This window comes from Phocaeicola vulgatus ATCC 8482, assembly GCF_000012825.1.
In the GTDB taxonomy this organism is placed as follows: domain Bacteria; phylum Bacteroidota; class Bacteroidia; order Bacteroidales; family Bacteroidaceae; genus Phocaeicola; species Phocaeicola vulgatus.
On the sequence record NC_009614.1, the window covers coordinates 1,896,073 to 1,914,098 of the forward strand.

Annotated in this window: 12 protein-coding genes and 3 pseudogenes; 8 read left to right on the forward strand and 7 right to left on the reverse strand. The window is 42.0% G+C overall.

The window, feature by feature from the left end; translation table 11 throughout:
• Nucleotides 1-163: 163 nt before the first annotated feature.
• Nucleotides 164-407, forward strand: a pseudogene (locus BVU_RS23090) (aminopeptidase P family protein); the annotation flags it as partial.
• Here BVU_RS23090 and BVU_RS07190 read toward each other — a convergent pair.
• The 3 genes from BVU_RS07190 to BVU_RS07200 form a co-directional block, all read right to left on the reverse strand.
• A complete protein-coding gene (locus BVU_RS07190; protein WP_011965171.1) occupies nt 408-1,316 on the reverse strand; it encodes a glycyl-radical enzyme activating protein in 909 nt (302 codons plus the stop codon).
• A 4-nt stretch (nt 1,317-1,320) separates the two neighbouring features.
• A complete protein-coding gene (hypD, locus tag BVU_RS07195) occupies nt 1,321-3,702 on the reverse strand; it encodes a trans-4-hydroxy-L-proline dehydratase (RefSeq protein ID WP_011965172.1) in 2,382 nt (793 codons plus the stop codon).
• A gap of 346 nt (nt 3,703-4,048) precedes the next feature.
• A complete protein-coding gene (locus tag BVU_RS07200; protein WP_085930160.1) occupies nt 4,049-5,722 on the reverse strand; it encodes a nucleoside kinase in 1,674 nt (557 codons plus the stop codon).
• Nucleotides 5,723-5,803: 81 nt separating this feature from the next.
• On the opposite strand from BVU_RS07200, the gene BVU_RS07205 reads away from it, so the two are divergent.
• The 3 genes and pseudogenes from BVU_RS07205 to BVU_RS23100 form a co-directional block, all read left to right on the forward strand.
• Nucleotides 5,804-7,495: a Na/Pi cotransporter family protein gene (locus tag BVU_RS07205; RefSeq protein ID WP_005845382.1), complete on the forward strand. Its 1,692-nt coding sequence runs from the start codon at nt 5,804-5,806 to the stop codon at nt 7,493-7,495.
• 191 nt (nt 7,496-7,686) lie between these two features.
• A pseudogene (locus tag BVU_RS23095) lies at nt 7,687-7,752 on the forward strand (Na+-dependent phosphate transporter); the annotation flags it as partial.
• 54 nt (nt 7,753-7,806) lie between these two features.
• Nucleotides 7,807-8,061: pseudogene (locus BVU_RS23100) on the forward strand (Na+-dependent phosphate transporter); the annotation flags it as partial.
• A gap of 186 nt (nt 8,062-8,247) precedes the next feature.
• Here the strand turns inward: BVU_RS23100 and BVU_RS07215 are convergent.
• From BVU_RS07215 to BVU_RS07225, 3 genes are all read right to left on the reverse strand, one after another.
• Nucleotides 8,248-9,606 (reverse strand): transposase, encoded by a 1,359-nt coding sequence (locus BVU_RS07215; protein WP_011965174.1) that lies wholly within the window; start codon nt 9,604-9,606, stop codon nt 8,248-8,250.
• A gap of 223 nt (nt 9,607-9,829) precedes the next feature.
• Entirely contained in the window at nt 9,830-10,696 is an 867-nt protein-coding gene (locus tag BVU_RS07220; RefSeq protein ID WP_005845386.1) for an FKBP-type peptidyl-prolyl cis-trans isomerase, read from the reverse strand.
• Nucleotides 10,697-10,717: 21 nt separating this feature from the next.
• Entirely contained in the window at nt 10,718-11,302 is a 585-nt protein-coding gene (locus BVU_RS07225) for an FKBP-type peptidyl-prolyl cis-trans isomerase (protein WP_005845388.1), read from the reverse strand.
• 127 nt (nt 11,303-11,429) lie between these two features.
• On the opposite strand from BVU_RS07225, the gene BVU_RS07230 reads away from it, so the two are divergent.
• The 3 genes from BVU_RS07230 to BVU_RS07240 all read left to right on the forward strand — a co-directional run bounded on the left by BVU_RS07230 (nt 11,430) and on the right by BVU_RS07240 (nt 14,272).
• The gene (locus BVU_RS07230; protein WP_005849574.1) at nt 11,430-12,128 is read left to right on the forward strand and encodes an SIR2 family NAD-dependent protein deacylase; all 699 of its coding nucleotides are present in this window, start codon (nt 11,430-11,432) and stop codon (nt 12,126-12,128) included.
• A 74-nt stretch (nt 12,129-12,202) separates the two neighbouring features.
• Nucleotides 12,203-12,367, forward strand: coding sequence for a rubredoxin (gene rd / locus BVU_RS07235; protein WP_005845392.1), 165 nt, complete (start codon nt 12,203-12,205; stop codon nt 12,365-12,367).
• A gap of 249 nt (nt 12,368-12,616) precedes the next feature.
• Nucleotides 12,617-14,272 (forward strand): IS1182 family transposase, encoded by a 1,656-nt coding sequence (locus BVU_RS07240; RefSeq protein WP_011965154.1) that lies wholly within the window; start codon nt 12,617-12,619, stop codon nt 14,270-14,272.
• A 92-nt stretch (nt 14,273-14,364) separates the two neighbouring features.
• Here the strand turns inward: BVU_RS07240 and pnp are convergent, their stop codons facing one another.
• Nucleotides 14,365-16,500: a polyribonucleotide nucleotidyltransferase gene (gene pnp, locus BVU_RS07245; RefSeq protein ID WP_011965175.1), complete on the reverse strand. Its 2,136-nt coding sequence runs from the start codon at nt 16,498-16,500 to the stop codon at nt 14,365-14,367.
• 215 nt (nt 16,501-16,715) lie between these two features.
• Here pnp and BVU_RS07250 point away from each other — a divergent pair, with 215 nt between their 5' ends.
• Complete coding sequence (locus BVU_RS07250; protein ID WP_005845396.1) at nt 16,716-17,864, forward strand: thioredoxin-like domain-containing protein; 1,149 nt, start codon at nt 16,716-16,718, stop codon at nt 17,862-17,864.
• The last annotated feature ends 162 nt before the right edge of the window (nt 17,865-18,026 follow it).

An 18,026-nucleotide genomic window follows, 5' to 3' on the forward strand; every position in this document is an offset into this window, starting at 1 on the left:
GATATGGATATCATATTGTATGGATGGGATCCAGCCTGCCTTGTGTGAGAAAGCGTAGAGGGTGGGAGTGACAGAAACTGGTTCTGCCGCGGATTTGAAGAAGTGTTTGGAAAAAGCAGTTGCTAAAAGACAGGTGATTCATTAGAAAAGTACTTAGGTCAGCCGTAAATTATTAAGGCTGGCCGGATCTTTGGAACCGGAATTTGAACTTACTATAGAACCGGGTATCTATATTAATAGATTGTTGGAAAGCGGAAAAATGCTTTAAGGATTTTATCGATTATGATAAGTTGGAGAGTTATCGTGAGTTTACAGAGTTGCGTAATGAGGAAGATTATTTGATAACGGAGGACGGGGCACGTTTTTGGGGTACGAAGGTCCTTTTACTACAGAACGATGATATATAATTATCCACCTATGGTTGCTTTTAAACCGTAATCAGTCAAGATTTGTATGCACTGCTGTTGTACTTCCTCGGATGGCGTTTGCATTTTATATCCTTTAGGGTTATAGATACTGCCTAGCTTTGCATGCTTTCCCTTTCCTATATCATGGTAGGGTAATAGGTTAATGATCTCAGGATGCCGTGGAAGACTGGCCAAAAATTCGGCAGACAGCTTTATGTTCTTTTCATCTGCATTCACTCCTTCAATCAATGGAATACGGATATAATAAGGGAAGTCAGCTTCTGCTACTCTGCGGATGTTCTTCAAAATTAATTCATTGGGAACATCACAGAATGTCTGGTGTACGGTACTGTCCATTGATTTTAAGTCGATAAGCAATAGTTCACAATTCCGCATCACTTCATCCACTGTTTCTTTGCGGGCAAGCAGGGTGGTATCTACCGCCCGATGAATTCCCTGTTGTCCGCAACGTTTCAGTATATCAATCAAGAATTCGGGATGAAGCAACGGTTCTCCACCACAAAAAGTAACTCCACCGCCCGATTGATCCATAAATGGAATTTCCTTTTCTATTTCATGCATCAGGTATTCGGCGGTATATTCCGTTCCTGATATCTCGATAGCCATTGCCGGACATTCTTCGGCACAGCGTCCGCATAACACGCATTTTTGTTTGTCGGTGATAATACCCTCGGGAGTCAGTGTCAGTGCCCCGTTGGGACATACTTTCAGACAAGTTCCACAGCCGAGGCATTTCTTGGCTGTGTATAGTTTGTCTTTTCCGTTACGAATGCCTTCGGGATTATGGCACCATATGCACGAGAGCGGGCATCCTTTCATGAAAAGTGTGATGCGGATGCCCGGTCCGTCATTGATGGCATAGCGTTTGATGTCGAAAATCAGACTCATCTTGTCAGAAGGTTTCTTGTGCCGTGCGGGCTATTACGTCATATTGTAAATCTGTATTCATGTCATTGAAGTAATCACTGTATCCAGCTACGCGTACCAATAGGTCCCGGTATTCTTCCGGATGTTTTTGGGCGGCATGCAGGGTAGCGGTATCTACTATGTTGAACTGAATGTGATGTCCTCCTAAAGCAAAATAGCTGCGGATGAGGCTTGCCAGTTTGGCTATGTCTTCATCGTGTTTAAGAAGTGAAGGCAGGAAGCGCTGATTCAATAGAGTGCCTCCGCTTTTCACCTGGTCCAGTTTTCCTAATGATTTTATAACGGCGGATGGCCCGTGGGTATCTGCTCCGTGTGAGGGTGAGGTACCGTCACTGATGGCACGTCCGGCCAGACGGCCGTTGGGGGTGGCATTCATCATTTTGCCGAAGTAAACGTGACAGGTGGTAGACAACATGTTCAGATGGAAACATTCGCCTTTGGTGTTCGGCTTTCCCTCGATGGCATCGTAAAGGTCGTTAAAGATCTGGATGGCGATGCGGTCTGCATATTCGTCATCGTTACCGAAGAAAGGGGTACGGTTCAGTATGAACTGTCTCATGGCTTCCTGTCCTTCGAAGTTGGTATCGGTAGCATGGATGATTTGCTCCATATTGAATTTACGTTCTTCGAATACATGTTTTTTCAGAACGGAGAGGCTGTCGGTAATAGTACCCAAACCGGTGCATTGAATATAGCTTGTGTTATAACGCGGTCCGCAGTTATAATAATCTTTTCCTTTGGCGATACAGTCATCAATGAACAAAGACAGGAAAGTGGCGGGAGCGTATTTGGCGAACATACGGTCAATGTAGTTGCTGACGCGTACTTTCATATCTACAAAATAATGGATTTGTTTAAGAAATGCGTCATAAAGTGCTTCATAACTCCGGAAGGTACAGGGATCTCCTGTTACCAAGCCTACTTTCTTGCCTGATACAGGATCTGTTCCGTTGTGCAAGGTGACTTCCAATATCTTGGGTACGTTAAGGTAACCGGTCAGTATGTAAGCTTCTTTTCCGAAAGCGCCTACTTCTATGCATCCGCTACATCCGCCTTCACGAGCGTCCTCCGGTGTTTTTCCCTGTCGCATCAGTTCCATGACGTATGTGTCGGGATTGAATACAGATGGGTAGCCATAGCCCTTACGGATTACTTTGCAGCCTTCGCGCAGGAAACGCTCCGGGGTGCATACACTGATGTGCAGGGCGCTTCCGGGTTGTAACAGGTGAAGATCATCTACTGTTTCGAGCATGATATAGGATACTTCGCTGACTCCGTTGCTACCATCACGTTTGATGCCACCGATATTCAGATTGGTAAAGTCATTGTAGGTACCGCTTTCTTTGGCGGTGATGCCAACTTTGGGTGGGGCTGTCTGATTATTTACTTTGATAAAGAAACATGACATCAGTTCTTTGGCCTCTGCACGGGTCAGTATTCCTTCTTCCAGGTCTTTTTCATAGAAAGGAGCGAGGTGCTGGTCAAAATGTCCTGGATTCATGGCGTCCCATCCGTTCAGCTCTGTAATGGTGCCGAGATGGACAAACCAGTACATTTGTATGGCCTCCCAATAAGTACGGGGGGCATGTGCAGGAACCCATCGGCAGATTTCCGCTATTTTTTTCAGTTCCTCTTTGCGTTTCGGATCGGTTTCTTGTCCAGCCATCTTTTCGGCCAGTTCGGCATGGCGTTCGGCAAAAATGATAGCGGCATCACAGGAGATGGACATGGCGGTCAGTTCTTCTTGTTTGTCGGTTGCTTCTGGATCATTCATAAAATCCAGATTTTTCAACTCATGTGCAATACGTTCTTTCAAATCCAGCATGCCATGTTGATAAACCTTTCCGTCCAGAGAAGTATGGCCGGGGGCTCGTTGTTCCATGAATTCAGTGAACATTCCTACTTCGTAAGCTTCTTTCCATTCTTTGGGAACATGATTGAAGATGCGTTCGCGTTGGGTGCGCCCTTTCCAATAAGGAATTACCTCGCGCTCATAGGTGTCTATATCTTCCTGGCTGATGGTGTAACGCTGCAATTCGCGGGTGTTCAATACATGAAGGTCTTCCACGCTGTGACAGGTCAGTTCAGGGAAAGTCGATACGGCTTTGGGGCGTGGTCCACGTTCACCTACAATCAGTTCGTCTTCACCTATGTATATAGTTTTCCGTTTACAGATTTCAAGGAAGTTCAGTGCTCTTAGAATAGGAATTGGATACTTTCCTTCGTTTTCTTTGTAAAATTCGGTTTCTATCAGAGCACGTTCTATGGACAAAGAAGGTTGTGTATCAAAAGATTCTTGACGTAGGCGTCGGATACGGTCTGTCATACCGTTGATTGTTGTTTTCATAAGAGTTGTAATAAGGTCTACTGGTTCATAAATAGAAATTTCCATAAGGGCGGATTAATGGATCCGACCAATTGATGTGCAAGAGAATAAGATATCAAATAGAAAGAAACGTATGCCAAAAGTAAGATACGCTGTCATTTAATCCATCTTTATAGTGGTGTAATGTACAGTCTGCTGGCTTTTGGCATACCCTCCTGAAGAAGAAATGTTCTTAGTAGTAGAACATCAGGCAGTTGAACAATTTTCTATAGCCTTTGGAGTGCATTCACTTATACTTGTTTAATAATGGCCGAAATTACTGTTTGTTTTGCACATAAACAAAACTTATATACTGTTTAATAACAGGTTAATACCGGAAACTGCTTCCTCCTAAAAACTCTCTCAGTAAAGAAGTGGGAGGCAATTCTTTATCTTGTACCGAAGCGAAATATTCCAAGAATTTGCGTAAACGGTATGCTTCTGAATATTCCGGTTTGTTATTGGGAACATTCCTTAGAATAGGAATGGCATAATCCTTCATAATGGCCAGTTCAAACAACAGGGCAGAATTGAACATGGCATCTGCATTTTCCTGATATGGGAAGATCCATTTTTCTTCTCCGGCGCGTACGCTGGGCCATCTTCTGATTGTTTCCTCTGCGGAATAGCCACGGTATTTGTAATCGCGGATAATACGGCGCAACAAACGGTTGTCGGTAGTCGGAATATAATTATGATTGTCCAGCAGAATAGTGGTTAATGCCGATACATATATTTTATATTTATTCTCGGCGGGAATATGAGGGGTTAATTCGGGGTTAAGTGCATGAATCCCTTCGAGAATCAATATCATGTTATCGTCAATCTTAAGTTTGTCACCTTTAAATTCCCTTCTTCCTGTGGTGAAGTTGAAACGTGGTAACTCTACTTCCTTTCCATGAAGCAGATCTTGTAATTGCTTGTTGAAGAACTCCAAATCCAATGCATACAATGATTCGTAATCATAATCACCTTTTTCATCTTTTGGTGTCTTTTCTCGGTCAACAAAGTAATTGTCCAGGGAGATGGGGTAAGGTTTCAGCCCGTTTGCCATCAACTGGATACTGAGTCGTTTGCTGAAAGTCGTTTTACCAGAAGAGGATGGACCGGAGATAAGAACCAGTTTTACTCTTTGACCGTTTTTTCCTCTGTGGTATATCTCATCAGCAATATTGGAAATTTTTTTTTCCTGCAAGGCTTCAGACACATTAATCAGATCGGTGGCATAACCTTCATTACAGGCCACATTGAAATCTCCTACAGTACCCACACCTAAAATCTGATTCCAGCGTCGGTGCTCTTTGAATACTTCCAGCATTTTTTCTTGTTTTACTACTTCCTCCAATATTTCCGGATTCTGACGGTTGGGGACTCGCAGCAACAAGCCGTCATAGTATTTAACAATGTCGAATTTGCGGATATATCCGGTGCTGGGCAACAGACTGCCATAGTAGTAGTCAATGGTATCTTCTAAAGTATAATAATAGGAGTAAAGTTCCCCTGAAGTTTCAAGCAGTCTAACTTTGTCCATCATTCCTTTCCGGCGGAATAGTTCTACTACTTCAGTTGTGTGACATTCAAAACGGTGGAAAGGGATGTTGGCTTCCACAATCTCTTTCATTCGCTGCTTAATACGGGAAACATCATCCAGCCCGGTTTCGCGTCCTATCTGCAAGGCGCAATAATATCCTTTAGATACGGGATGTTCAAGCATGATTTTTCCATCAGGGTATAAGTCCTCCACCGCTTTGCACAAGATGAAGCAGAGAGAACGGACATAGGTACGCATTCCTGAAGGATTCAGTATGTTCAGGAACTCTACATCCTTATTATTATAGGCCCGGTAATTGAGTCCTTCTACTTTGTTATTGACTTTGGCACTGACCGGTCCGTATGGGATATCTAGATTAAAACCATTATAAATATCCAAAAGTGAGCTTCCGATTGGGAAGTTCTTTGAAATATTGTTATTTTTGCAACAGATTTGTAACATAATCGTAATAATTATTACTAATGTAGTGAAACGGCTTGAAATTTACTGAATAAAAGGGAGATTAGCCAATTCCTACCAAATTAATTAAAGATGGAGTATTCTTTTTATGATTTCTTAAAGCTGCTAGGTTCACTGGCGCTATTCCTTTATGGAATGAAAATCATGAGTGAGGGGCTGCAAAAGTTTGCTGGTGACAGACTGCGTAAAATCCTCACAGCGATGACCACCAACCGGGTAACCGGAGTGCTAACCGGTGTTCTTATCACTGCGTTAATTCAATCCTCTTCTGCTACTACTGTTATGGTAGTAAGTTTCGTTAATGCCGGACTCCTTACACTTTCACAATCAATTGGAGTCATTATGGGGGCAAATATCGGTACCACTGTCACTGCATGGATTATATCTGCGTTAGGGTTTAAAGTAGATATTGCTGCTATGGCACTTCCGTTATTGGCTGTTGGCGTACCCTTATTATTTTCAGGAAAGAGTAACCGTAAATCCATTGGAGAATTTATATTCGGTTTCTCTTTTTTGTTTATGGGCCTCTCTCTCTTGAAGACGAATGCTCCTGACTTAAGTAGAAACCCCGAAATGTTGTCTTTTGTTCAGAACTATACTGATATGGGATTTGGTTCTGTTATCTTATTTGTTGTCATCGGTACAGTTCTTACCATGATTGTACAGGCATCGGCTGCAACGATGGCTATTACTTTGATTATGTGTGCCAATGGTTGGATTAGTTTTGAGCTGGGGGCTGCGTTGGTACTTGGCGAGAATATTGGTACCACTATAACCGCTAACCTTGCCGCACTGACTGCCAATACGCAGGCCAGGAGGGCTGCGCTGGCTCATTTGGTGTTCAATGTTTTTGGGGTTATTTGGGTGTTATGCCTTTTCAAGCCTGTAACTATGGGGGTTTCATGGTTTGTAGAAGATATAATGAGAACAGCAGATCCGGCTGTTGCCGTATCTTTTAAACTGTCTGCTTTTCATACTACTTTTAATATATGCAATGTGTTGATTCTTATTTGGTTTGTCAAGTTGATAGAGAAAACTGTCTGTAAAATCATTCCTCAGAGAGAGCAGGATGAGGAATATCGTTTGCGCTTTATTACAGGTGGTATGCTTTCTACGGCAGAGCTTTCTATATTGCAGGCACGCAAGGAAATCAATCTCTTTGCAGAGCGTACTCATCGTATGTTTGGCATGGTGCGGGATCTGCTTCACACCACTAATGACAATGATTTTAACAAATTGTTCAGTCGTATTGAGAAATATGAGAATATAAGCGATAACATGGAGGTGGAGATCGCTAATTATCTGAATCAGGTATCCGACGGGCGTTTGAGTTCTGAAAGTAAGTTGCAAATTCGTGCTATGCTTCGTGAAGTGACTGAAATAGAAAGTATCGGGGACAGCTGTTATAATTTGGCACGTACTATCAATCGTAAACATCGCAGTGATATGGATTTTACTCCGAAACAGTATGATCATATTCATCAGATGTTCCAGTTGACTGATGATGCTTTGTCTCAGATGATTTCGTTGGTGGAAGATGAGCATCATGTGGTAGATGTGAATAAATCGTTTAATATAGAGAATGAAATAAATAACTATCGTAATCAGCTAAAGAACCAAAATGTGCTGGATGTGAATAATAAGGAGTATGATTATCAGATGGGGGTGCACTATATGGATATTATTGGAGAATGTGAAAAACTGGGCGATTATGTAGTAAATGTGGTGGAAGCCAGTAGCAATGTGAAGGAAAAGAAATCCTGACCTGAAAGGGCTATGGTGAACAGAATAGGTGCAGAGGTGCAAGGTTTAACCTATGATGGGTTAAATACTTTGTGCCTCTGTGTTTTTTAATAAAGTGTAAGAAAGAAGAGAGTCTAAATAAAAGAGAATCTACATGTCAATATTTGTTTTTTTTGAAACTGATAGGCTCACTGGTACTTCTGATATATGGTATGAAAACCGTGAGTGAGGCTTTGCAAAAACTGACAGGTGGGCATTTGCGCCATATTTTGGGTGCTATGACCACGAATCGCTTCACCGGATTGTTGACAGGTGCATCGTACAGCCTTCCACTGCAACAAATAGTATCTTTGGAAGAAGACGAATATCATTTGGTTGATCCTAACAAATCATTTAATATAGAGAATGAGAGAAACAATTACCGCAACCAGTTGAAGGATCAGAATGTATTGGATGTGAATAATAAGGAATATAATTATCAGACGGGGGATCATTATATGGATATTATCAGCGAATGCGAAAAATTAGGCGATTATGTAGTAAATGTTGTTGAGGCACGTACAGATATAAAGGAAAAGAAAATTTGATTTGTAGGGATATTCAGTAAATGTCTCTAAAAAATAAGATGGCATATGAAGATGATAGGGCATGACCATTTCATATGCCCTTCTTATTGTCATTTTTCCGTGCTTTCTCACATACTTCTATCCGACAGGACATGACGTTCCGGAAGAAGTCTGATGACCTCTTCTGATTCTGTGAGTAAAATCATATCATGCTGCTTTAGCTGTTTTGTTTCTGATTTTTTCTATCATCAGTATGGCATTTGCCGTATGTATTCCAAAGAAAATCCACAGTATTTCCGTCTTCCTGTTTCTGGCCTTTATCCTTGAGAGCGAGTAATGTTGCTTTTGAGTGCCGAAGCTTCCTTCAAGCCGTGTTGCCCTTTCTTTTGAGAGTTCGCTTCTAAGCACCTTCCTCAAAGGCTCATCTTTGGCCGCCCTTCCCTTGCGCACAAAGGATGTGGATATCCCATATTTTGTACAGAACTTTCTGTTGGCATTATTGGCATATATGGAATCGGCAGCCACACATCTTACCCTTACATTCATAAGCTTCTGCTGCATACGGATACAGTCCTTCAAGCGTATACCCTCATTGAATGCCTTGAACGAGAGGTGTTCGATGAACGATATGCCGTCTATCTGTATATTATTGACCTTTGCACCGAACTCGACGGACTTGTTTTCCTTGCCTCTGACGATGGGACGTACATAATGACGGTCAATGCTGACGATGCGGTCACTGACTTTCCGCCCTTCAAACATTTCCTTTTCTTGTACAAGCACCTTTCTGATGATGGAAAGACGCTTATGATAATCCTGGGTATATCGGAGTAAAGCACCGTACTCGCTATGGATCCCATCCCTTTGACTGAGGAGCTTTTCAAGAAGCTTGATCATACGGCGCTTAAGCATTCTTGTCCTTGAAGCTCTCCTCTTTCTTTTCTTGCAGTAGGACAGATAGGATTCCGCCACATTCCTGTATTTGTTGCGCGGACGCCTTATGCCCAGCTCCCTGCAATGCCGGCATATATGCCTGTAGAGCCATTCGAGGCTTTCCCAAAGGAGTTTCATGTCCGTAGGAAAACGCATGTGGCTTTCATAGCATGTGGCATCGGTCATGCAGACGTGAAGGTTATCAAGATAAGGTTTCCAGTGTGAAGCCAGGAGCTCCTGGAAAGAATCAATGTCAAGGCGGGATGCTATCTCATTACGGATGGCACTGACTATCTTGAAGTTGGTTATGGGAAGGGACGGGGGAATCATAATTCCACAGAAAATCTGGTAGTGTATGTTCCCGTTCAGATGTTCCACCAGTTGCCTGTCGGAGAATCCGGTGTATGCCTTCAGGACCATAAGGGCGATCTTTGCGGAAGGACTGAATCTGTTCCTGCGTCCCAGGCGCCGGTCCGACAGGCCGGCGGCTTTTGCCATACATTCAAACGGAAAGACCGAATGAAGCTTGCCAAGCTCACTCTCATTAAAACTCTTGCGGTATTTTTCCAGAATATCAAATTCTGTAAAACCCAAAGTAGGGTGAATTTCTGAAATATTCACTATCTTTGCCATATCTTATTAGTTTGGATATTTCCCCCGTTTTGGCCGTCAAATCTTATTTTCGGGGGAATACCTAAAGATACAAAAAAGCCAACTAATTCGCAATACTTTGTGTATGAATTAGTTGGCTGATTTTGTAATATTTAATGAATGTCCCTTTGTAGAAGGACAAGTTAAAAGAAAAGCGTGAGACACGAATGTTCCACGCTTTTTTGTAAATCGTATTAAAATGAGGTTATTTTTCGATTCCAACCAGTTCTACTTCGAAAATCAAAGTAGAGAAAGGTTTAATCTGACCGGCTTCACGTGCACCATAAGCCAAGTCTTGAGGGATGTAAAGTTCCCATTTAGAACCTACTGGCATCATTGTCAGTGCTTCAGTCCATCCTTTGATTACTTGATTAGCACGGAAAGTAGTCGGTTCTTTACGATCATATGAACTGTCGAACTGAGTTCCGTCAATCAAAGTACCTTTATAGTTTACTTTTACTTTAGAAGAATCGGTAGGAACAGCGCCGTTACCTTCTTTAATTATCTTATATTGCAATCCGCTTGATGTAGTTTTAACACCCTCTTTCTTTGCATTTTCAGCTAGGAATTTTTCACCGGCAGCCTTATTTTCAGCGAATTGGGCTTCAGTAGCTTTTGTTTTGATTGCTTCTGCTTTAGACTGAACGTAGGCGTTGGCTTCTTCCATAGTAACATTCATGCCTTTTTTCTGCAAAGCAGCCATGAAACCTGCCAGGAAGTTTTCTTTACTTAAACTTTGAGTAGAGTCATTTCCGAAAATACGTTGGCTCATCATATCGAACATACGTCCACCAACTTGTTGACCAATCTGAAGACCTGCCATATAAGCAACATCTTTAGGACTTGTCTTGCTGGTACCTTCTTTAACACCTCTGATGAAGTCGGCCATATAGGCTGTGTCAACGCCCAGTTGTTGGCTCATATACATATCCAGACCTTGCGTGTTGGTGATACCCATCATGTAAGAAAGTGAGTCTACGTCATTCTTCATGTTTGCTTTCGGTGCTTGGGCTGTACAAGAAGCCAAGCTGGCTGCAGCAGCGATTGCTACAAAAAAACTAATTTTTTTCATTTGCCTTAAATGCTTTAATAATTATAATACTTCGATTAATTCTACTTCAAAAATCAATGTGCTGTGAGGAGGAATCATTTCTCCTGCCTGTTGTGCTCCATAGGCTAGTTCTGAAGGAATGAAAAGTTTCCATTTAGCACCTTCAGTCATCAGTTGGAGTGCTTCCACCCATCCTTTGATTACTTGGTTCACACCAAAGATAGCCGGTTCGCCGCGTTTGATAGAACTGTCAAACAAAGTCCCATCAATCAAGGTACCTTCATAATGGCATTTTACACGGTCGGTTGCACTCGGTTTTTTTCCGTTACCTTCTGTGATAACTTCGTACTGTAAGCCGCTGGGAAGTGTCACGACCCCCGGTCTTTTTGCGTTTTCCTCCAAAAATGATTTTCCCTTTTCAATATTCTCTGCATTCAATTTGGTTTCCAGCTCTTCAAAGTACTTGTTTACGATTTCACGTGCTTCGTTGTGGCTGATAGCCGTTTCTTTTCTATCTAATACGTCTTTGATTGCTTGAGCAAAGTCTTCAACATTAATACTTTGAGCACCCATGCTCAATAAATTCTGGCCAATACCAAGGCCGATGGCGTAACTGAATTTATCCATAACTATTTATTTTATAAGATGTTTTATACAAAACGCACAAAGGTAGGTGTTTTATTTGAATGAATCTGTTTTTAACAATTTAATTTTTCTTATTTTTGTGTGTTTAGTTAAAAGAGGAGGACTAGAAATGAAGAATTTAGTAGTTTTAACAGGTGCTGGAATAAGTGCAGAAAGCGGTATCAGTACATTTCGTGATGCAGGTGGTTTATGGGATCAGTATCCGGTGGAACAAGTGGCTACTCCGGAAGGGTATGCGGCAAACCCTAAATTGGTGATTGATTTTTATAATGAGCGTCGTAAACAGTTGCTTGCTGTAAAGCCTAACCGGGGGCATGAACTGGTTTCTGAGATGGAAAAGTTCTTTAATGTGACTGTTATCACTCAAAATATTGATAATTTGCATGAGCGTGCCGGAAGTTCGCATATTATTCATTTACATGGCGAACTGACCAAGGTGACATCTAGTTGGCAACCTAATAATCCAGCTTATATTAAAGAATTAAAGCCGGAAGAATATGAGATACATTTGGGAGACTTGGCCGGAGACGGTTCCCAGTTTCGTCCGTTCATTGTATGGTTTGGTGAATCTGTTCCTATGATTGAAACTGCAATTGAATATGCTGAAACAGCTGATATCTTTTTAATTATAGGAACTTCGCTTAATGTATATCCTGCTGCCGGTTTGTTGAATTATGTGCCTGCCCGCACTCCTGTTTATTTAATAGATCCTAAGCAGGTGCCCATTGCATCGGGACGTAAAGTGCATGTAATTCAGAAAGGTGCGTCCGAAGGAATGGAAGAGCTTAAAAAAATATTAGTGGGATAGTTTGCAAGTAAACAATTTCCTTGTATATTTGTTATGTATTTAAAGAATATTTAAAACATAAAACAGAGACAATTATGAAAAAGTACGTTTGCACAGTATGTGGTTGGGTTTATGACCCGGCAGAAGGAGATCCTGAAGGTGGAATCGCTCCGGGAACAGCATTTGAAGATATTCCAGATGATTGGGTTTGCCCTCTTTGCGGAGTAGGTAAAGATGATTTCGAAGTTCAAGAAGATTGATCCTACCTTATAACCGGATATCATATAAAGCGGAGGAATTTCTTTTGTATGATATATCAGATAGCGCGACTAATTATTATTTAGTTGCGCTTTTTTATTTTACATTATTATTAATGGCTTACCTTAAAAAAAAGAAGGTGTGTCAAAATGCACACCTTCTGTTTTTTACGCACAAAGCCCCGACTTTCACAAGCTGGGGCTTTGTTATTACCTAAAGATTTTGTATCTTTAGGTAATAAGAATTTCACTATGACAAAGATACATTTTCGTTCTTACAATCCCAACCAAACCGTTCTTTTTCCTCAAAGAATTGATGAGGATATTGCAGAAAACGATCCGGTGCGCATGGTTGACGCCCTGGTTGAGGGCTTGAATCTTGAAAGTTTCAGAAAGCTGTATAAGGAATGCGGGCGCAGCCCTTACCACCCCAGGATGATGCTCAAGGTCATTCTGTATGCCTATATGAACAACATCTACTCCTGCCGGAAAATTGAAAAGCTCCTTCACCGTGACATCCATTATATCTGGCTGGCCGGATATGAGAAACCGGATTTCATCACCATCAACCGTTTCCGCAACCGGGTGAAGAATGAAATCAACGAGGTGTTTACCCAAACCGTACTCCTTCTCTCTTCCAAAGGCTTCATCAGCTTGAATGTGGAATACATTGACGGGACAAAGATTGAGTCCAAAGCCAATAAGTATACTTTCGTCTGGCGGAAAACGGTTGAGCGGAACCGTGAACGCCTGATGAAGAAAATACATATCCTGCTAGGGCAGATAGACAATGTCATCGCCCAGGAGAACTCATCGGAAAGCAATGAGGAGATTGAGTTCACTCCGGCCATGCTGACTGAAATGGCAGGAGAATTGCGTCAAGCACTCGAACAGGTTCCTGAACCCTCCACGAAAGAGGAAAAGACTGCGTTGAAAAAGAAACGCAAACAGCTGAAGGAGTTGGAAGAGCACAGGGACAAGCTACAGGAATACGACAACCGTCTGGACACGCTGCAGGACAGGAATTCCTATTCCAAAACGGACAATGACGCTACTTTCATGAGAATGAAGGAGGATGCCATGCGCAACGGACAGACGAAGCCCGGTTACAACCTTCAAATCGGCACCGAAAATCAGTTCATCACCGATTTTGCACTCTTCCCGAACCCTACGGATACACTGACCCTGATTCCTTTCCTGCAATCTTTTTCAAACAGGTATGACCGGATGGCCCATACGGTGGTTGCTGATTCCGGCTATGGCTCCGAAGAGAATTACCGCTTCATGTCCGAAAACGGCATGGAAGCCTACGTAAAGTACAACTACTTCCACATGGAGCAGCGGCCGAGATTCAAACCGGACCCGTTCAAGGCCGAAAACTTCTACTACAATGAAGAACATGACTTCTGCATCTGCCCTATGGGGCAAAGGATGCGGAGGATAGGCACCAGGAATGTGAAAACCGCATCCGGATATGTCAACGAAAATGCACGGTACAGAGCTGTCAGGTGTGAAGGCTGTCCCCTGCGATGCCGCTGTTTTAAAGCAAAAGGAAACAGGACGATAGAACTGAATCATAGGCTTAGACAATACAAGCGGAGAGCCAAAGAACTGCTCTGCTCTGAGAAAGGACTGAAACACAGAGGGCAGAGATGCATAGAACCGGAAGCCGTGTTCGGACAAATTAAAAACAATATGAACTACAAACGTTTCCGACATTTTGGAAAGGACAAGGTCTTCATGGACTTTGCCTTCCTAGCCATTGCCTTCAATATAAAAAAGATGTGTGCAAAACTGACAAAAAAGGGTATGAACTGGCTGATTAGACTGTTTTATGAGCTTACAACTGCTGTTTTTAGATGCTGGGAACACATAAATCAAAGAAATCTTCAAAAGATCGCAGCTTAAAGAAAGTGAACAGATTTGTATAGTGATGAACAAAAAAAGAGGTGCATCGTGCATTACGACACACCTCCTTTATGGTATAAAAAAGAATGTTCTTATTTCTTTTCTTGCTTTTCAGGACGAGGCAGTAATACTTTGTGAGAGAGCTTGAATTTACCTGTTTTGGGATCAATATCAAGTAACTTCACTTCTATTTCATCCCCTTCTTTTAAACCGGCCTCTTCTATTGTTTCAAGACGTTTCCAGTCAATTTCAGAGATGTGTAACAATCCGTCTTTACCAGGCAAGAATTCTACGAACACGCCATATGGCATTACTGAACGGACTTTACCTACATAGACTTCACCGACTTCGGGAACGGCAACGATACCCTTGATAATGCGCATAGCATCGTCAATACATTTCTTGTTTGTTCCCGCAATCTCAATGCGACCTACTCCATCAGTTTCTTCAATCGTGATGGTTGCTCCGGTTTCTTCCTGCATACCTTGGATAATCTTTCCGCCCGGACCGATGATAGCCCCAATGAACTCTTTAGGAATAGTCATCGTTTCAATACGAGGAGCATGCGGTTTCAAATCTTTACGAGGTTCGGCTATACATTCGGTTAACTTGTTAAGAATATGTTCGCGACCTTCTTTTGCTTGCAGTAACGCTTTTTCCAAGATTTCGAATGACAGACCATCTACCTTGATGTCCATCTGTGTAGCAGTGATACCATCACGAGTACCTGTAACCTTGAAGTCCATATCACCCAAGTGATCCTCATCTCCAAGAATATCAGACAATACGGCATATTTTTCTTCACCTGCATTCTTAATCAAGCCCATGGCAATACCTGAAACTGGTTTTTTCATGGCAACACCGGCATCCATTAATGCAAGCGTTCCTGCACAGACAGTAGCCATTGAAGAAGAACCATTTGATTCCATGATATCAGATACTACACGTACTGTGTATGGGTAGCCTGCAGGAATTTGTCCTTTCAAAGCACGCCATGCCAAGTGCCCGTGACCGATTTCACGACGACCTACACCACGTTGTGCTTTTGCTTCACCGGTAGAATAAGGGGGGAAGTTGTAGTGTAACAAGAATCGTTCTCTGTGTTGATCCAGAACATCGTCTACGATTTTCTCATCTAGCTTGGTGCCTAATGTGACAGAAGTTAAAGACTGAGTTTCACCACGGGTGAAAATGGCAGAACCGTGAGGGCCGGGCAGATAACCTACTTCGCACCAGATAGGGCGAATTTCAGTTGTCTTACGTCCGTCCAGACGCTTGCCTTCATCAAGAATACAACGACGCATGGCTTCCTTTTCCACATCGTGGTAGTAACGGTCGATTAATGCACCTTTTTCTTCCAGTTCTTCTTCTGTATATTGAGTTTTGAATTCATCGCGGATGGCATCAAAAGCATCTTGACGTTCATGCTTGTTTCTGTTTCCTGAAGCAGCGATGGCGTATGCTTTATCATAACAAGCTTCGCGTACAGCTTTGCGTAAATCTTCATCGTTTTCTTCGTGGCAGTATTCACGTTTTACTGTAGAACCGACTTCTTCCATCAGTTCCATCTGCGCTTTACAATGAACTTTGATTGCTTCGTGAGCAGCCTTCATGGCAGCCAGCAAGTCTTGTTCGCTGACTTCCTGCATTTCGCCTTCTACCATCATGATGTTGTCATATGTGGCTGCAACCATCAGATCCATATCAGCTTTCTCAAGTTGTTCGAAAGTGGGGTTGATAACGAACTGGCCATCGATACGTGCTACGCGTACTTCAGAAATCGGTCCGCCGAAAGGAATGTCGGAAACGGCTAATGCTGCTGAAGCGGCCAATCCTGCCAATGCATCAGGCATATCTATTCCATCAGCTGAGAAAAGAACAATGTTTACGTAAACCTCTGCATGGAAATTATCGGGGAATAAAGGACGCAATGCGCGGTCTACCAGTCGGCAAGTCAGGATTTCATAATCTGAAGCTTTGCCTTCTCTTTTGGTAAAGCCACCGGGAAAACGTCCGAATGCTGAATATTTTTCTTTGTACTCTACCTGAAGGGGCATAAAATCTGTACCGGGAACTGCATCTTTTGCTGCACAAACAGTAGCTAGCAACATGGTGTTACCCATGCGGAGCATTACAGAACCGTCTGCCTGTTTAGCCAGCTTTCCCGTTTCGAGTGTGATGGTTCTACCATCAGGAAGCTCGATCGTCTTAACAATTGGATTGATCATAAAAAATGTTTTAATATATTTTTCGTCTAAAATTCGTGCAAAGATAGGCATTTATTCTTCTAATTTGGTGAGAATGAGATAAAAAGTTACTATGATTACTGTTTTTTTTCATTTTAATGTGTAAGAAGGTGGATAAATGCTTTGACAAACCACGAAAAGACGTATCTTTGCATCCAAAATTATTAAGAGAACACACATTTATATTAATTTTAGCGATGAAAAAGAATGTATATTTTTTGCTCGCACTTCTGTTGATAGGGTTGAGCGCCTGCGATAATGCACCGAAGTTCAAAGTTCAAGGTGAAATTAATGGTGCTGAAGATAAGATGCTTTATTTGGAAGCGTCGGGATTGGATGGCATAGTAGCGCTTGATTCGGCAAAATTGGGCAGTAGCGGAAGTTTTAGTTTTGCACAGAAGCGCCCGGAATCTCCTGAATTCTATCGTTTGCGTTTAGATAATAAAGTGATAAACTTTGCTGTAGACTCTACGGAAACAGTATCAGTTAAGGCTGAGATAAATGATTTTGCGACTGCCTATCGTATTGAAGGTTCGGAAAACAATTTGAAAATTAAGGAATTGGTGTTGTTGCAAGCTGATTTGCAGAAGAATGTGGACAAACTCGGTCAGAACCGTAATATCCCTGCGGGCATCGCACAAGACAGCCTTTTGGCTATGGTAAACAATTACAAGAATAAAGTGAAACGAGAATATATTTTTGCGGCTCCAAATATGCCATATGCTTATTTCGCTTTATTCCAGTCGTTGAATGGGTATATGATTTTTGATCCTTTGACAAATAAGGAGGATGTGAAGTGTTTCGCTGCGGTGGCTACGAGTCTGAATAATGCTTATCCACATGCCGACCGTTCACGCAACTTGTACAATATGGTTATAAAAGGAATGAAGAATACCCGTACTCCCCGTCAGCAGACCATGGAAATTCCTGAAGATAAAATCAAGGAAGCCAGCATTATTGATATTCAGCTGAAAGACTTGAAAGGCAATACACGCAGTCTGACCGATTTGAAGGGTAAAGTGGTGCTGATCGATTTTACTGTATATAACAATGCAATGTCTGCTGCACATAATTTGGCGTTACGTGAACTTTATAATAAGTATGCTTCTCAAGGGTTCGAGATTTACCAGATTTCACTGGATGGTGATGAACACTTTTGGAAAACATCTGCAGATAATCTGCCTTGGGTCTGTGTACGTGACGCTAATGGCGCTTATTCTTCATACATTTCATTATATAATGTAACTAATCTGCCTTCGGTATTTTTGGTAAATCGTAATAATGAATTAAGTGCCCGTGGTGAGAATATTAAAGATTTGGATGAAGCCATTAAAAAACTCTTGTAAAAAGCTAATTATGAGTTGAATTTGTTTAAACATGTTACATAGCATCCTTATAAACTTGACTCGTATTAGATAAAAGTCTATCTTTGCAAGACTTGAAATACCAAAGAGGGTTCCGACATTTCCATGTCGGAATTCTTTTTGTTTTTATAGGCATAACTGGAA

Excerpts from the sequence above, each read along its gene's own strand:
- BVU_RS07190 (WP_011965171.1), bottom strand. The coding sequence starts at position 1,316 with ATGAGTCTGATTTTCGACATCAAACGCTATGCCATCAATGACGGACCG.
- hypD (WP_011965172.1), bottom strand. The coding sequence starts at position 3,702 with ATGAAAACAACAATCAACGGTATGACAGACCGTATCCGACGCCTACGT.
- BVU_RS07205 (WP_005845382.1), top strand. The coding sequence starts at position 5,804 with ATGGAGTATTCTTTTTATGATTTCTTAAAGCTGCTAGGTTCACTGGCG.
- BVU_RS07215 (WP_011965174.1), bottom strand. The coding sequence starts at position 9,606 with ATGGCAAAGATAGTGAATATTTCAGAAATTCACCCTACTTTGGGTTTT.
- BVU_RS07220 (WP_005845386.1), bottom strand. The coding sequence starts at position 10,696 with ATGAAAAAAATTAGTTTTTTTGTAGCAATCGCTGCTGCAGCCAGCTTG.
- BVU_RS07225 (WP_005845388.1), bottom strand. The coding sequence starts at position 11,302 with ATGGATAAATTCAGTTACGCCATCGGCCTTGGTATTGGCCAGAATTTA.
- BVU_RS07230 (WP_005849574.1), top strand. The coding sequence starts at position 11,430 with ATGAAGAATTTAGTAGTTTTAACAGGTGCTGGAATAAGTGCAGAAAGC.
- rd (WP_005845392.1), top strand. The coding sequence starts at position 12,203 with ATGAAAAAGTACGTTTGCACAGTATGTGGTTGGGTTTATGACCCGGCA.
- BVU_RS07240 (WP_011965154.1), top strand. The coding sequence starts at position 12,617 with ATGACAAAGATACATTTTCGTTCTTACAATCCCAACCAAACCGTTCTT.
- pnp (WP_011965175.1), bottom strand. The coding sequence starts at position 16,500 with ATGATCAATCCAATTGTTAAGACGATCGAGCTTCCTGATGGTAGAACC.
- BVU_RS07250 (WP_005845396.1), top strand. The coding sequence starts at position 16,716 with ATGAAAAAGAATGTATATTTTTTGCTCGCACTTCTGTTGATAGGGTTG.